13 protein-coding genes are annotated in these 15,560 nt (G+C 50.7%); 11 read left to right on the top strand and 2 right to left on the bottom strand.

The genetic code is table 11. The features are described 5' to 3' along the window. Positions 1–101: 101 nt before the first annotated feature. The 8 genes from MKY48_RS20615 (at position 102) to MKY48_RS20580 (ending at position 9,332) form a co-directional block, all read left to right on the top strand. The gene (locus MKY48_RS20615; protein ID WP_339293538.1) at positions 102–260 is read left to right on the top strand and encodes a DUF4176 domain-containing protein; all 159 of its coding nucleotides are present in this window, start codon (positions 102–104) and stop codon (positions 258–260) included. A 203-nt stretch (positions 261–463) separates the two neighbouring features. Further along, on the top strand, positions 464–2,533 hold the full coding sequence (locus MKY48_RS20610) for a bifunctional aldolase/short-chain dehydrogenase (RefSeq protein ID WP_339290647.1): 2,070 nt from the start codon (positions 464–466) through the stop codon (positions 2,531–2,533). A 106-nt stretch (positions 2,534–2,639) separates the two neighbouring features. Beyond that, the gene (gene rhaA, locus MKY48_RS20605; protein WP_339290645.1) at positions 2,640–3,899 is read left to right on the top strand and encodes an L-rhamnose isomerase; all 1,260 of its coding nucleotides are present in this window, start codon (positions 2,640–2,642) and stop codon (positions 3,897–3,899) included. A 74-nt stretch (positions 3,900–3,973) separates the two neighbouring features. After that, on the top strand, positions 3,974–5,443 hold the full coding sequence (locus MKY48_RS20600; protein ID WP_339290643.1) for a rhamnulokinase family protein: 1,470 nt from the start codon (positions 3,974–3,976) through the stop codon (positions 5,441–5,443). Positions 5,444–5,473: 30 nt separating this feature from the next. After that, positions 5,474–6,250: a DeoR/GlpR family DNA-binding transcription regulator gene (locus MKY48_RS20595; protein WP_339293537.1), complete on the top strand. Its 777-nt coding sequence runs from the start codon at positions 5,474–5,476 to the stop codon at positions 6,248–6,250. 104 nt (positions 6,251–6,354) lie between these two features. Further along, positions 6,355–7,092, top strand: a complete 738-nt coding sequence (locus tag MKY48_RS20590; RefSeq protein WP_339290641.1) for a (Fe-S)-binding protein — start codon at positions 6,355–6,357, stop codon at positions 7,090–7,092. Next, entirely contained in the window at positions 7,079–8,599 is a 1,521-nt protein-coding gene (locus tag MKY48_RS20585; RefSeq protein ID WP_076322016.1) for a LutB/LldF family L-lactate oxidation iron-sulfur protein, read from the top strand. Before MKY48_RS20590 ends, MKY48_RS20585 begins: the two co-directional genes overlap by 14 nt. After that, entirely contained in the window at positions 8,592–9,332 is a 741-nt protein-coding gene (locus MKY48_RS20580; protein WP_339290639.1) for a lactate utilization protein, read from the top strand. Before MKY48_RS20585 ends, MKY48_RS20580 begins: the two co-directional genes overlap by 8 nt. A 200-nt stretch (positions 9,333–9,532) precedes the next feature. Here the strand turns inward: MKY48_RS20580 and MKY48_RS20575 are convergent, their stop codons facing one another. Then, on the bottom strand, positions 9,533–10,387 hold the full coding sequence (locus MKY48_RS20575) for an SDR family oxidoreductase (RefSeq protein WP_339290637.1): 855 nt from the start codon (positions 10,385–10,387) through the stop codon (positions 9,533–9,535). Positions 10,388–11,350: 963 nt separating this feature from the next. Between MKY48_RS20575 and MKY48_RS20570 the strand changes: the two genes are divergently transcribed. Continuing rightward, a complete protein-coding gene (locus MKY48_RS20570; RefSeq protein ID WP_339290635.1) occupies positions 11,351–12,859 on the top strand; it encodes a UDP-N-acetylmuramoyl-L-alanyl-D-glutamate--2,6-diaminopimelate ligase in 1,509 nt (502 codons plus the stop codon). 32 nt (positions 12,860–12,891) lie between these two features. Next, a complete protein-coding gene (locus MKY48_RS20565) occupies positions 12,892–13,968 on the top strand; it encodes a PQQ-dependent sugar dehydrogenase (protein WP_339293536.1) in 1,077 nt (358 codons plus the stop codon). A 222-nt stretch (positions 13,969–14,190) separates the two neighbouring features. Here MKY48_RS20565 and MKY48_RS20560 read toward each other — a convergent pair whose 3' ends face one another. Beyond that, entirely contained in the window at positions 14,191–14,838 is a 648-nt protein-coding gene (locus MKY48_RS20560; RefSeq protein ID WP_076322011.1) for a metalloregulator ArsR/SmtB family transcription factor, read from the bottom strand. A 287-nt stretch (positions 14,839–15,125) separates the two neighbouring features. Between MKY48_RS20560 and MKY48_RS20555 the strand changes: the two genes are divergently transcribed. Further along, entirely contained in the window at positions 15,126–15,362 is a 237-nt protein-coding gene (locus MKY48_RS20555; protein WP_015736133.1) for a 4Fe-4S binding protein, read from the top strand. Positions 15,363–15,560 lie beyond the last annotated feature (198 nt).

The following is a 15,560-nucleotide window of genomic DNA, read 5'->3' as shown; positions in this document are numbered from 1 at the left end:
GAGAATGGGGGTGACTTTAACGGGCTGGGGATGTAACAGAACCCTGTACCCCGGAATGATTTCAGGGCTGGACTAAAGCCGGGGATGAAGCAAGTGTTAATCTGACCGCGGATTCCAATATCTTTTTCAACCATAAGGACATTTCGGAAATTGTATTTATGGGTTATGTCAATGAGGATGAAATCGCCTTTCGTGATGCCTTAATGGAAGGAATTGCGAAGGCGGATCAAATGGCAGCCGCAGGCTCAAACCCATCATAGATTGTAATTTAGCAGCTTTTGTCTTGAGGTAACTCTGGCAGGGCTGTTTTTTTGTTTGCAACAGATTTATAAGATGGAATTCTGAATAAACGCATATAAATCTTTGTTTATTTTTGAAAATACACTATTCAAAGATAAACGGGCGTGATATTATGGGAAACAAATGAAAGCAAATTCATAGGGTCAATCGGAGGGGAAGCTTCATGGTTCAAAGCTTATGGGAACAGTCAAAGGCACAGAAGGCACAACATACATTGGATGAGCTCGTCTACCGTTCGAATTTGATCGGTTCCGACCGGCGCGTATGCAACTGGGGCGGCGGCAACACATCCAGCAAAACAACGATTCAGGATTTTCGCGGCAAAGACATTGAGGTTATGTACGTGAAAGGCAGCGGTTCCGATCTGGCTACCATGAAATCGGGCAATTTCACAGGCTTGCGCATGGAGGATATTCGGCCGTTATTCGAAAGGGATTCGATGTCGGATGAGGAAATGGTGGCTTATCTGGGGCATTGCATGGTCGATGCGAAGCACCCGCGCGCATCCATTGAAACGCTGCTGCATGCGTTCTTGCCGTTTCAGCATGTGGACCATACCCACCCGGATGCCATTATCAGCTTATGCTGCGCCCATAACGGCAAAGAATTAGCACGGGAGATCTTTGGCGACCGATTTGTGTGGGTTCCTTACGTTCGTCCCGGATTTACCTTGTCGAAGATGATTGCCGAAGGGGTGTTGGCTAATCCGAAGGCCGAGCTGGTACTGATGGAGAAGCATGGGCTTGTCACATGGGGCGATACATCAGAAGCCTGTTACGCGCAAACGATTCGTATCATTAGTGAAGCGGAAGCTTTCATCGAAGCTCGAGTAGATAACGACAAGCTGTTCGGCGGCCGGAAGCATACACCGCTTGCATCGGAAGTGCGTCGCAGCATCGCTGCTAAAGTGATGCCTGCCGTTCGCGGCGCCGTCAGCGACGTGAAGAAAATGATCCTCTCCTTCGACGATCAAGATGATGTACTGGACTTTGTCGGCGGTGCCGATTCGCCGAAGCTGTCCCAGGTAGGCGCAGCTTGCCCTGATCATCTGGTTCATACCAAGGTAGTTCCTCTCTTCATCGACTGGACACCTGACGCCGAAGATGTGGAAGGTCTTAAGGCAAAGCTTATCGATGGGATTGCTGCTTACAAAGAGCAGTATAAAGCTTATTTTGAACGCAACCATCATGAAGGGGACGTCATGTTCGAGGCGGCTCCGCGCGTCATTCTTATTCCAGGCATCGGAATGATCAACACGGGCAAGAGCTGGGCGATGTCGCAAGTCAGCGGCGCCCTGTATCATCGGGCGATTGCGGTCATGCGCGGTGCGACGGCCCTGGGCAATTTTGTATCCCTGAGTGAAAATGAATCCTACAACGTGGAGTATTGGCCGCTTGAGTTGTATAAATTGAGTCTTGCACCGGCTGAGGCGGAGTTTTCCCGCCAGATCGCTTTTATTACCGGGGGAGCAGGCGGTATCGGAAGTGCCACAGCCCGCAGGCTAGTAGCAGAAGGCGCGCATGTCGTTTTGGCGGATTTGAACCTGGAAGGGGCGCAGCAGGTTGCCGAGGAGATCAACGCAAAACACGGGGAGAATCGGGCATTTGCTGTTAAGATGGATGTAACCGACGAAGAGGCGGTGAAGCGCGCCTATCGAGAAACATCCATCACTTATGGCGGTGTTGATATTATCGTCAACAATGCGGGCCTTGCAACATCCAGCCCGTTTGACGAGACATCGTTGAAGGAATGGAACCTGAACATGAACGTGCTGGGCACAGGTTATTTCCTGGTTGCGCGGGAAGCCTTCTCGTTGATGAAGACACAGGGCGTTGGCGGAAGCATGGTGTTTGTCGGATCGAAGAATTCCGTCTATGCCGGCAAGAACGTGACCGCATACAGCTCTGTAAAAGCACTGGAGGCTCATCTGGCGCGCTGCATTGCTGCTGAAGGCGGAGAATACGGCATTCGAGTCAACACCATTCTGCCGGACGCCATTCTGCAAGGTTCCGCGATCTGGAATTCGAACTGGAGGAACGAGCGGGCAGCAGCTTACGGGATTGAACCCGATCAGCTGGAAGAGCATTATCGTAAGCGCACAACGCTTCTTGTCAACATCTATCCGCAGGATATTGCCGAAGGCATCGCTTACTTTGCATCATCAAGATCTTCGAAGACGACCGGCTGCATGCTGACGATTGACGGCGGGGTACCTGCTGCATTTACTCGTTAATCGAATGAAGGTATGACACATCTACCGCAAGGAATCAAGATTTCTTATTAAGATGGGGCGCTGGGTCTAATATGACCCGGCTATCCATCATACGGGAGGATATGTGATGAGGCAGGATGTTGCAAGGAACTTTGAAGAAGCTAAAAAGCTCTATGGGCAGCATGGCATCAACGTGGACGAAATCTTGACGGAACTTGAGCGCATCAAAATCTCCATCCACTGCTGGCAAGGAGATGACGTCCGAGGATTTCTGTTCCGCGATCAGGAGCTATCCGGGGGCATCTCCGTGACCGGGGAATATCCCGGGGCTGCAGGTACGCCGGATCAGCTGCGGGCCGATCTGGAAAAAGCGATGTCGCTCATTCCGGGATCCCACAAAGTGAACCTTCATGCAATCTACGCGGATACCGACGAGTCCGTTGATTTGGATCAGCTCGAGCCGAGGCACTTCCAGTCTTGGGTGGATTGGGCCAAGGAGCAAGGCATTGGCCTCGATTTTAATCCGACCTGCTTCTCCCACGACAAATCGAAGGATGGGTTTACGCTGAGTCATGCCGATCCGGCGATCCGTCATTTTTGGATTGAGCATTGCAAGGCGTCGCGAAGAATCGGGGCTTACTTCGGGGAACAGTTGGGTCAAACCTGTGTAACGAATATCTGGGTTCCGGATGGATACAAGGATATGCCGGTAGACCGAATGGCGCCGAGGCAGCGGCTGAAGGATGCGCTGGATGAGATTTTTGCTGAAGAAATGAATCCGCAATGGAACCTTGATGCCGTCGAGAGCAAACTGTTCGGACTAGGCTCTGAGGCTTATGTTGTGGGTTCCCACGAGTTTTATATGGGGTACGGCATTCGAAACAACAAGCTGATCTGCCTGGATGCGGGCCACTTCCACCCAACCGAAAGCATTGCCGGCAAACTGTCGTCGCTTGCTCTTTTCACCGATGGACTTCTTCTCCATGTCAGCCGGCCAATGCGCTGGGACAGCGACCATGTCGTCATCATGGATGATGAACTGATCGAGATTGGACGCGAGCTGGTTCGCAATAATCTGCTGGATGTAACGCATATCGGACTGGACTTTTTTGATGCCAGCATTAACCGCATCGCTGCGTGGGTTATTGGCACACGCAATACGATTAAGGCACTGCTGCGTGCCAAGCTGGAACCCATCGATAGGCTGAAGCAGGCTGAACTCGAAGGCGATTACACGACCCGCCTGGCGATATCGGAAGAGTTTAAGTCCTATCCGTTTGGAGCGGTGTGGGATTATTACTGCGAACGCATGGGTGTACCTGTCAGAGAAGAGTGGCTGTCCGAAGTGAAACAGTATGAGCAGGATGTATTGCTGAAGCGTTCGTAAGGATGAGAAGACGAAGTACCCTCGGGTTGGTGCCCGAATCGTTGATTTTGATCTGACAAGGAGGCTGGGGAGCGTTGAGCATTCTTGCATTTGATTTGGGCGCAAGCAGTGGCAGGGCTATGCTGGGTCAATGGAATGGCCGAACCATCGACGTAACGGAAATCCACCGGTTCCCGAACGATCCAGTTCGAATCGGCGACCGTTTCCAATGGGATATATTACGGATCTACCACGAGATGAAGCAGGGCTTGCTCCGGTTGAAGGGACAGCATAACTTGCCGTCGAGCATCGGCATTGATACCTGGGCGGTGGATTATGGACTCCTGGATCGGAGCGGGGAACTGCTCCTGAATCCGTATCATTATCGGGACACACGTACGGATGGCGTGATGGAACAGGTCTTCCGGGATGTGCCGCCTGCCGAGATCTTTGATCGGACGGGGATTCAGTTCCTCTCGTTTAACACAATCTATCAGCTGGCTTCATTGCAACGGCAGAAGCCCTACCTGCTTCAAGAGGCCGAGCGTTTTCTTATGATTCCCGATTTGCTGCGATACTTCTTGACCGGCGAACTGGCGAATGAATTTACGAATGCTACCACAACGCAGCTGTTTAACCCGCTTTCGGCCAGCTGGGATGATCATCTCTTGAAATCATTAAATATCCCTCCTAAGTTATTTCATCCTGTTGTTCAACCCGGTACGCTTGTTGGAGCTTTGAGGTCATCCGTAACAGAGGAGCTGGGGATTCCATCCATTCCGCTCTATACGGTTGCAGAGCATGATACGGCTTCCGCCGTGGTCGCGGTTCCGGCATTGGAACGATCATTCGCTTACTTAAGCTGCGGTACCTGGTCGCTGATGGGAACCGAAGTCGACCAGCCTGTCATACATGAACGGGCCAGAGAGCTGAACTTCACGAATGAGGGAGGAGCGTACGGTACGTACCGGCTGCTCAAGAACATCATGGGACTTTGGATTCTGCAGGAATGCCAGCGGACCTGGGGACGGGAAGGGTTAACGTACTCCTACCCCGAATTGGTTAATATGGCGGATGCGGCGCCAGCATTTGCTTGTTTCATTGATCCCGATGATCCTGTATTCCTCCCTGCAGGTGATATGCCGAAGCGGGTAGTGGAATATGCGGCCCGCACGAACCAGAGCATTCCGCAGGGAGTAGGTGCTCTTGTGCGCTGCATTATGGAGAGTCTGGCCATGCAATACCGTTACGTGCTGGAGTTGACCGAGAAATTATCCGGGCAAAAATTTCAGGGCTTGCATATGGTAGGTGGTGGCATTCATAATGAAACATTATGTCAGTGGACTGCGAATGCGATAGGGAGGCCCGTTTGGGCAGGTCCCGCAGAGGGCAGTGCTATCGGCAATATGGCCGTGCAGTGGATCGCGCAAGGCGAGCTATCCGATATATGGGAAGCACGCGCAGTCATTAGAGAGTCCTTCCCGGTCAAGACTTATGAGCCGAAGGAAACTCCCTTGTGGGAGGAAGCTTACGGAGTGTTCGGTCAGCGGACAGGGAAGCGATAGAATATATGAACAGTAAGGATGGGCGGTATGATGCTGGTTGCAGAACGATATGAGAAAATAGTACAGTTGGTCAACGAAAGAGGGAGCATCCGGGTCTCCGAGCTGAGTCAGCTCTGCGGTGTAACGGAAGAAACGATTCGCCGCGATCTTGACAGGCTGGAACAGGCAGGGCGCCTGCGCCGTTCCCATGGCGGAGCGGTTAGCGTGAAGGATCAACCGGAAATTCAGCGGTCGCAGCCGGAAATACCGTATGCTGAGCGGGAAATCATGCATGCGCTGGAGAAGCAGCGAATCGCGGAGGAAGCGGTCAAGCGAATCCATCCGAATGATCGCATCCTGCTGGATGCAAGCTCTACGGCTTGGTACATGGCGAAAATCATACCGGATATTCCGATTACCGTGCTGACGAATTCGATAAAGGTGGCTGCTGAGCTGAGCACCAAGGAGAGGGTTCAGGTGATCTCCACAGGCGGCATTCTGGCTCATCGCTCCCTGTCCTTTGTCGGTCCGCTCGCAGAACGCTCGCTGGATGCATACTACGTGGATAAAGCCTTTCTGTCATGCAAGGGTGTGCACATCGAGCGGGGCCTTAGCGAATCCAATGAGCTTCAAGCGAGAATCAAGCATAAAATGATCGGAATGACGGATGAGACCATTCTGCTCGCCGATGCCAGCAAATTCGGCACGCAGGCTTTTGCGCAGGTTGCCGATCTCTCCCAAGTGAATCTGATCATCACCGATCACAGCTTGAAGGAAGAAGAAGCGGCACCTTATCGAGCATTGGGCATCAAGATCGAATCTGTATAGAGCAAGTTGTTATAACATATCACATGGAATCCCCCCGTTCCGGGGGGTTCTTGCTAGAGGCCGATTCTTCGGTCCATATCCTGATGATTAGCGGGGTGAAGAGGTTGAAGATTTCATTATTTGTCACTTGTCTCAGCGATGCCTTGTTCCCGCGGGTAGCTGAATCGATGGCAAGATTGCTGGCAAGGTACGGCGTGCAGCTGGAATTCCCGGAAATTCAGACTTGCTGCGGCCAACCGGCCTACAACAGTGGTTATTGGGATGATGCGCGCATAAGTGCCAAGACGATTCTGGACGCATTTGACGATAGCGACTTTGTTGTGTCCCCTTCCGGCTCCTGCACGTATATGATTCATCATTATCCGGATTTGTTCAAGGACGATCCCATATACCTGGATAAAGCGAAAGCGCTTCAATCCAAATGCTATGAGTTTACGCAATTCCTTGTTGACGTGCTGGGCGTGACCGATGTAGGCGCCGTTTATCCGCAAAAGGTAACCTATCATCCTTCCTGTCACGGAAGCCGTCTGCTCGGCGTTAAGGAGCAGCCGATGAAACTTCTCAGCCACGTCAAGGGGCTGGAGCTTGTTCCCTTGCCTTTTGCCGAGGATTGCTGCGGGTTCGGTGGAACGTTTGCCGTGAAAATGGCGGACATTTCGGGGGCCATGGTGACAGAGAAAAGCGATCATGTGCTGGAGACCGAGGCGTCCGTGCTTGTCGGTCTCGATATGGCCTGCCTGATGAATATTGCCGGCAATCTGCGTCACCGGGGCGAGAAGGTTCAGGTCAAACATTTGGCCGAGCTTCTGTATGAGGGGGTGAGTGTACATGAGCACAGCTGAATCGAAAGCACAGACAGTTAAGGAGCGTGCAGGCTACGCCCTAAATAATGATTTTCTGCGCAATGCGGTGAAGTTTACGACAGAACGGCTGCGGCTTGGCAAAAAGCTTGCGTCGGAGGAACATGGCAACTGGGATGCGTGGAGGGAACGGGGACGCCAAATTCGGCTCCATACCATTGCGCACTTGGATTACTATTTGAATGAGTTTGCTGAACAGGCCAGGGCGAACGGAGCCCATGTACATTTTGCGGAGACGGCGGAAGAAGCGGTCACGATCTCCTTGCAGATTGCGGAGCATAAGGCGGCCAAGTCCGTCGTAAAATCAAAATCGATGGTGTCCGAGGAACTGCATCTGAACAAGGCGCTCGACTCGATCGGGGTGGAGGCCGTCGAAACGGATCTCGGTGAGTATATTATTCAGCTTGCGGATGAAACGCCATCTCATATCATCATTCCTGCCATCCATAAGAACCGTTATCAGATCGCGGAGCTGTTGTCCGCAGAGGCAGGCGAAACGCTGCCGCCCGATACGGCGATTATGGCGGGTTTTGTCCGCATGAAGCTGCGCGAGAAATTCCTAGAAGCGGACATTGGCATGACGGGTTGTAATTTTGCGATCGCCGAGACAGGCTCGATGGTATTGTTTGAGAATGAGGGCAATGCCCGCATGGTGACGACGGTGCCCAAGACACAGATTACCCTGATGGGTATGGAGCGGATTATCCCGTCATGGGCGGATCTCGAAGTGATGGCTACCTTGCTGCCGCGCTCGGCGACCGGTCAGAAGCTGACAGTGTACATGTCTGGAATCAGTGGTCCGAAGAGAGAATTGGATGCCGATGGACCGGATGAAATGCATATTATCATCATCGATAACGGACGTTCTCTCCAGCTCGGCGACCCCGAATTTCAGGAGCTGCTCAACTGCATACGCTGCGGCGCATGCCTGAATGCTTGTCCGGTATATCGCCATATTGGCGGGCACGCCTATGGAGGCACATATAGCGGCCCCATCGGTGCCGTATTAACACCGGCCTTGAACAAGAATGTCGCGGAATGGGACGATATCGCCAACGCATCCAGCCTGTGCGGGGCCTGTTATGAAGCATGCCCCGTGAAGATTCCGCTGCATGATATGCTGGTTTCCCTGCGCCGCCGGAAGATTGAAGCTGGGCGCGGTGACAAGCTGGAAGCGATGGGAATGAAGGGCTTCTCGGCGATTATGGGGAATGCCAAGCGTTACCGTAGTGTGGTATCCCTCGGAAAGTGGGGGCAGAAATTGGTGGTGCGAGGCGGGGAGATCCGAACGAGGATCGGTCCTTTGAAGGGGTGGAATTCGTACAGGGTAACGCCGAGTCTCCCTAAGGAATCCTTCCGTGACCGATGGTCGGAGATGGAGCAGGATATTCGCAGAACCTCCGGGTCGATGGACCCTGAAATCGCAAACCGATTGAAGGAGCGGCTTCAGCAGCAGAAGTCCGGAAAGGGGGAGAATGCACATGACTAACGAAACTGATCGCAGCTGGCTGAACCGTCTTGAAGAACAGTCTCGCAAGAAGCAGGAGCAGTTCATGGATGGAATCGCCGCGAAGCTGGGGAGAGACCGGGTTCGCACCGCCCCGGAACACCCTTTCCGCGGTGCCCCCGACTTCTGGAATGAATTTGAGTGGCCGCTTGAGGAGAGGATTACACAGTTTACCGCCAACTTTGAAGCGGCCGGGGGCCATGTGGTAAGGCTGAGCAATCGCGAAGAGGTCAGCCGGTTTATCAGGGACAAAGCGAAGGAGATGAGTGCGGCTACGATTCTTCGTCAGCAGGAAGAGGTACTGGACCGCCTGGGGCTGGAGGAGAGCCTGCCGGAGGCTCTTGTTCTCTCCTGGAATGATGCAGCGGACACGGACTGGAGGGCTGTAGCGGCCAGGGCTGATTTTGGCGTCGTCATGGCGGATTACGCAGCGGCTTATACCGGTTCGATTACGGTGAAATCGGCCCCGCATAAAGGCAGATCCGTCAGCCTGCTGCCGACCGTGTTGATGGCTATCATCCCTGTAGAGCGGATGGTTACCCGACTAGGCGAGATTCTGGTTCAGTTCGATCAGTCCGGACGCGAGCAGCTGCCGGCGGGAATCCACTTCATCTCGGGTCCGAGCCGTTCCGCCGATATTGAGAACGATCTTACGATTGGCGTTCACGGGCCAGGGATCGTGTATGCCCTGCTGGTCGATACCTATGAGAGTTAACGATAACGAATAACATAGGAAACACAGGATACCGGATAGCCCCAAGCGGGAGCAGTCATGACATGCTCACGGCTTGGGGCTATTATAAGATTATGGAATGGATAAGTTTTCAGTGAAGCTGAAAATTTCGATAAACCTCTAAAGGCAGTCTGTCTGCTGTAGTAAAAGTACGTCGATAGATGTTTTTCTTACATATGAGGTTATTTGCCTTTGCGTGTCAGTTCGGCCAGACGGTCCCATTGCTCATGGGTCACTTCCGCCAAGTCGTTGAATTGCCCCGCACCCCTCAGCCATTCGCCGCCATCGATGGTGATCACGTCACCATTAATATAACCGGCATAATCGGAAATGAGATAAGCGGCAAGATTAGCCAGTTCTTCTGCGTCCCCTACGCGCTTCAGGGGGATGCGGTCGATCATTTTTTGCTCCAGGTCCGGCGTAGGCGATAATCTTGACCAAGCGCCTTCGGTCGGGAACGGACCCGGGGCGATCGCTACCTGACGGATGCCGTAAGGAGCCCATTCCACCGCGAGGGACCGTGTCAGCGCAAGCACGCCCGCTTTTGCAGCTGCCGAAGGGACCACGTAGCCAGAGCCTGTCGAGGCATATGTTGTGACGATGTTGAGCATCGTTCCGCTTTTGCCCTGTTCAATCCAGCGTTTGCCGACTTCAAGGGTTGCGTAGAAGGTGCCGTGCAGCACAATGTTCAGCACGGCATCTACAGCCCGAGGGGAGAGACGCTCCGTGGGGCTGATAAAGTTCCCGGCTGCATTGTTGACAAGCACATCAATGCCTCCGTAATGCTGCTCTGCCGCTTCAACAAGCTCCGAGATCTGTGCAGGGTCCCGTACATCGCAGCTCTTGTACCATACCTCACAGCCCTGCTGTCTTAATTCTTCGGCAGTTTGCTGCAGAACTTCCTCACGGCGTCCGCAGATGGCGAGTTTGGCGCCAAGCTGGGCGAATTTCTCCCCCATGGCACGCCCCAGCCCTGTGGCGCCTCCCGTGATCAATACGACTTTATTTTGAAGCAAATCGTCAGTGAACGGTCCCATCGATGGTTCTCCTTTCAAGCAGATATGGAATAGCGTAGCGGATCCTCTGTACACATCCTTTATTGGCAGGCTGCATTAACATCTGGCAACATTGGTATTGCAACCGCTTACCTCCAGCGTAACATGGTTAACGCTTCCAGTCATCACATTCTTTAAGTGATTCCCGATTGCAACCGGACAAGGTGATGGAGCGAATACCCTCCACTAAAAAAGCCTCATTATCCAACGAGGGATATAGAGAATAACATCCAGAACCAGAGAAGCGTTACCTGATGAATTTTCTAACTTGGTTCGTCCGGGCCAGTTAATCTTTCTCATGATATATTTACCTCATTTCAAATGAATTTGTTGGAATTAAAATTCCAAGTGCTTGCACCTTTAAAATGTCATGATCGTCTATTTCATTATCACGCCAACTAGCATTGGAAACAAATGATTTACCTCCCTACCCAATATGTGTAACGATGACCTGCAATACCGAAAACGAACCCATGATCAGACCGACTATTATTGCGATTACAGCCCTGAATTTAATTTTCAATAAATCAATATCATCTTGTTCTACATCCTCAGGAATTCCATTGAACATTCGTAACCAATCATTATCTGGATGATTGAAGACATACAAGCCGAACAAAACGATCAGAACGTTGACCGTTATGATCAGAGCATAGAGTATTAGTAAAAACATAAGATCAACCCCTTGATGTTAAATACGCAGGAGCCAAATGAAGGTTCCAGTATATGGGAGGATTAGTAGGCATCGTGCGTACTGCTCCCTGTGCGCACGATCGAGTTTGATCATCACGGAATCCTCCTTTTTCAGTTTCAGAATGCGTTTGCTTGGTTAGGTTAATAAGAAATACTGGTTAAAACGATACATCGTAGTAAATTCTACATCTTATATATCACACTGCCACTGACCATGGGATTTTGATTACATCACGAGATGAGGAACCTGACATGATTCTGAAATCACTGACGGAGCGGCTGATACTTAAGACGATAACGGGCAGTACTTCCGTGGATATCACGAACCTGGATACAGATTCAAGAGAGATCCGGCCTGGCGGCCTGTTCGTCTGTGTTCCGGGCTTTCATGTGGACGGCCATGACTATGCCCGGCATGCGATACGCAACGGCGCTGTTGCCATCGTAGCTGAGCGGGAGCTGCCGGTGCTTCCAGGAAACGTAACGCGTATAACGGTACCGGATACCCGAAGAATTCTGCCGATTCTCGCAAACGTTTTTTTTGAAGATCCCACGCAGCATTTGAAACTAATCGGAATTACCGGGACAAACGGCAAGACAACGACAACCCATATGGTAGAAAAGATACTGAACGACGCTCACCGCAAAACGGGCATTATTGGCACACTGTATATGAAGATCGGAGATCATATGGAGAAGACGCTGAATACCACGCCGGATACGATCCAACTGCAGCGTTATTTTCACACGATGGTCACCGATGGCGGGGAGTATGCCGTATTGGAAGTGTCTTCGCACGGATTGGATATGGGGAGAGTGCGCGGATGTGATTTTCAAACCGTGGTCTTTACGAATTTATCGCATGATCATCTGGACTTTCATCAGAATATGGAGAGCTATCGCAATACGAAGGAGCTGTTGTTCGCCCAGATCGGTAACAGTAACCGTGATATGCTGAAGAAGGCCGTCCTGAATGCGGATGATGAAGCATCGTCCTATTATGCAAAACGTACATCCGCACAGATCGTAACTTATGGCATTCGTAACGAGGCTGATGTTCGGGCAACACAAATTCAAAACATGCGTGAAGGTTGCACATTCCATGTAGAAACGCCATGGGGACACGGCGACTTCAGTCTGAAGGTGCATGGTGTTCACAATGTGTATAACGCACTTGCTGCCATGACCACTTGTTTGCTGGAAGGGGTAACGCTTGAAGAAATCCGTAGAAGTCTTCACCAATTTGCAGGGGTTCATGGACGATTTCAAGAAATAGAAACAGGACGAAGATTTCACGTGGTTGTGGATTATGCGCATAATCCAGGTGGACTTAAGGCAACTTTGCAATCCGCCAAAGAAATCACTTCAGGAAAAATGATATGCGTGATGGGCTGCCGGGGCGAAAGAGATCGCTTGAAACGTCCGCTCATGGCGGATATTGCAGCTTCGTATTCGGATTATGTATTGTTCACGACAGACAATTCGTTCTCGGAGGATCCGGAGCAGATTATGGCTGAGATGCTGGGTGGCTTAACCTCGCATGAAGCGGGAAATTGGGAGGTGATCCTGAATCGTAAAGAAGCCATTCAACGAGCTGTGGAATTGGCAGGTGACGAGGACAGGATCATTATTACCGGACGAGGACATGAGACCCGTTATGTAGCAGGCAGCCAGATCGAATCGTTTAGCGATGAGGATATTGTGTTGCGTTCCTTGCTGGACATGGAGCAAGGCATCCAGATGATGACACCGGAGCTATAAAATTACCCGGGAGGTGCTGGATTTTGAAACGAATGGTGGTTGGGGCAACTTTAATTGCAGCTTTGCTGCTTATTACTGCCTGTACACAGTCTTCTCCTTCTAAGGAAGAAGGGAGGCAGGAAGATCATCGGGAGGAAAAAAATGATTCCGCTTATCAAGTGCTTGCAGAGCAGTTGAGGACACCTTGGTCTATCGATTTTGACGGCGATACGATTTATATTAGCGAGCGGGAAGGAAATATCGTTCAGATCCAGGACGGCACTTTTACCAGACAGTCGGTACATACCGAGAAGCCGGTCGCTCATCAAGGAGAAGGCGGATTTCTGGGCTTTGCGTTAGCCCCTGATTTTCAAAATTCCGGCAAGGCCTTCGCCTACCACACCTATAATCAGGATGGAAAAGTCATGAACCGGTTGGTCCTTCTAAAGCAGGAGGGGAATCAATGGACAGAGTCGCATGTCTTTCTTGAGCGCATTCCCGGCTCTAACGTACATAACGGCGGCAGAATTGCGATCGGACCCGACGAGATGCTCTACGTAACAACGGGAGATTCAGGTGAAGGAGAGCTTGCGCAAAACCAGGAAAGTCTAGCAGGCAAAATATTGCGATTGACGCTGGATGGCAAGGTCCCGGCGGATAATCCCACTGCAGGCTCTTATGTCTATACGTTAGGGCATCGGAATTCGCAGGGGTTGGCTTGGAATTCGGAAGGTGAGTTCTACAGCTCAGAGCATGGACCGTCCGGCACACCCGGCGGACATGATGAGATTAATGAGATCACGGCTGGCAGCAATTACGGCTGGCCCGAGATTATTGGAGATGAACAGCAAGAGGGAATGAAATCCCCGCTCTACCACAGCAGTGAAACGGCTATTGCTCCATCAGGCATCGCTTTTGATGAGGAGGATCACATGTACGTGGCCACCCTTCGCGGCCAGAAGCTGTACCGATTTCAGCCGGAGAATGCCTCACTTGTGTTGGTATTGGAGGGGGAAGGCCGATTAAGAGACGTCAAAGTCCATGATGGCAAAACTTATGTCATTACCAACAATACCGATGGCCGTGGGGTGCCCTCCGATCAGGATGATCGACTGCTGGTGCTGAAATAATTCAAAGAATTGTACATGTCTTGCAATTTAAGAGAATAAGATAGGACAAGTACAATAAGAAAAACGTCTATCGACGTACTTTCTCAGAAGACAGACCGCATATAGCGGAAGTTTTTCTTGCGAGATAAGGTGGGTAAGCCTCTGAAGTTTATACTTTCTTATCTCTTAACAAAAAAAGGCCCCTTCCTGTATGGAAGGAGCCTGAAGTGGCAATAACAGATATTATGTTTGTTTGGCTTCGGTTTGTTTTCGAATACGGTAGACGCATTTTTTGTCACCCTTGGCAAGGCACTCGGTACGTTCCACATCCGCCTCCAGCAAGGATTGAAACAGGTCAAGCTCACAGCGGCATGCGTGTTGGTACCGGTTGGCTACTTGGGATATGGGGCAGTTCAGTTCTTCGAGGAGATATTCTTCTTCGTTGACTTTTTTGTAATCCACCATATATCCGTTGTCATTCTGAACCTGGGCCAGGGCTGCAACTCGATCTTCGAGCGCATCGGCTTTCACCGTAGGCGTGTACTTGTTCAGCAATGTATCCTTACGCTTGTCGAACAGCCGTGAAATCATTTCATCACCGGCCTCGTCCTGCAGCTCGTTCAGCAGATCGAGTGCAAGTGCATGATAGTTCTTAGGGAAAAAATCTTCGGCGGATTCCGTAAGACTATATAAGGAGACGGGTCTTCCCATCGGTTGTTTCACGGTTCGATAGGTGATGTAACCCTCGCTCTTCAAGCTCTCCAGATGGCGCCGAACGGCCATCCCTGTTATGCCCAGTGCCTCGGTAATGGATTTTGTGCTGAGTTCACCATTTATTTTTAACATTTGCATGATATACTCGCGAGTACTGTATGCGACTTCTTGATCCACTATAATCACCGCCTTGTTTCTCGATGAATGCTTTCTTTTTTAACAAAAAAGGTTAAAAAGCAATATGTCTCATCTTATGTCTTTACTTTCTATAAGTCAACCGGAATGGCTGTTTTGAGGCTATCATCACGCGGTTTATTGACAATTGGCATGATTAACCACATAATTATGATATATTTTAGTATAAAAAGTATAGAAAACTAAGGAATTGATGAAGTTTGAGCTTTTTGCAATGATAGCCAGTCGAATATTTGAAAGATTATTACACTACGGAAGGTGGAATACGGATGTATGTTATTGGCTCAGCTTGTATTGAAGAGAAAGCGGGAGAATGCGTTGACGTTTGCCCTGTGGATTGCATAGAAGAAGGAGATGACCAGTTCTATATCGATACCGATATTTGTATCTCCTGCGGGGCTTGCGAAGCGGCTTGTCCGGTTGCGGCCATTTTCTATTTTGAGGATCTGCCGGAAGACCAGAAGCATTATTTTGATAAAGCGGTTGAATATTACAAAAACAAGTAGGTCGCTCCGGTTTGGTTCGCTCCGGTTTGAGGCTATCCGCTCTGTTGTCCGTCCGTTTCCGGATTGGAATAGGTAAGGTAGAAACGGACTCCCAAAGGATCTGCTATCCTCAAACCTCCGCTAGTGGGAAAGATCAAAAGATTAAAGATAAAGAGATAAGAGATTAAAAGATTAATTAAAGATAGAAGACTAGTAAAC

The organism is Paenibacillus sp. FSL W8-0187 (genome assembly GCF_037969755.1).
GTDB lineage: Bacteria > Bacillota > Bacilli > Paenibacillales > Paenibacillaceae > Paenibacillus_AQ.
The sequence above is the reverse complement of the archived record's forward strand: the minus strand, read 5'-3'. Positions and strand labels throughout refer to the sequence as shown.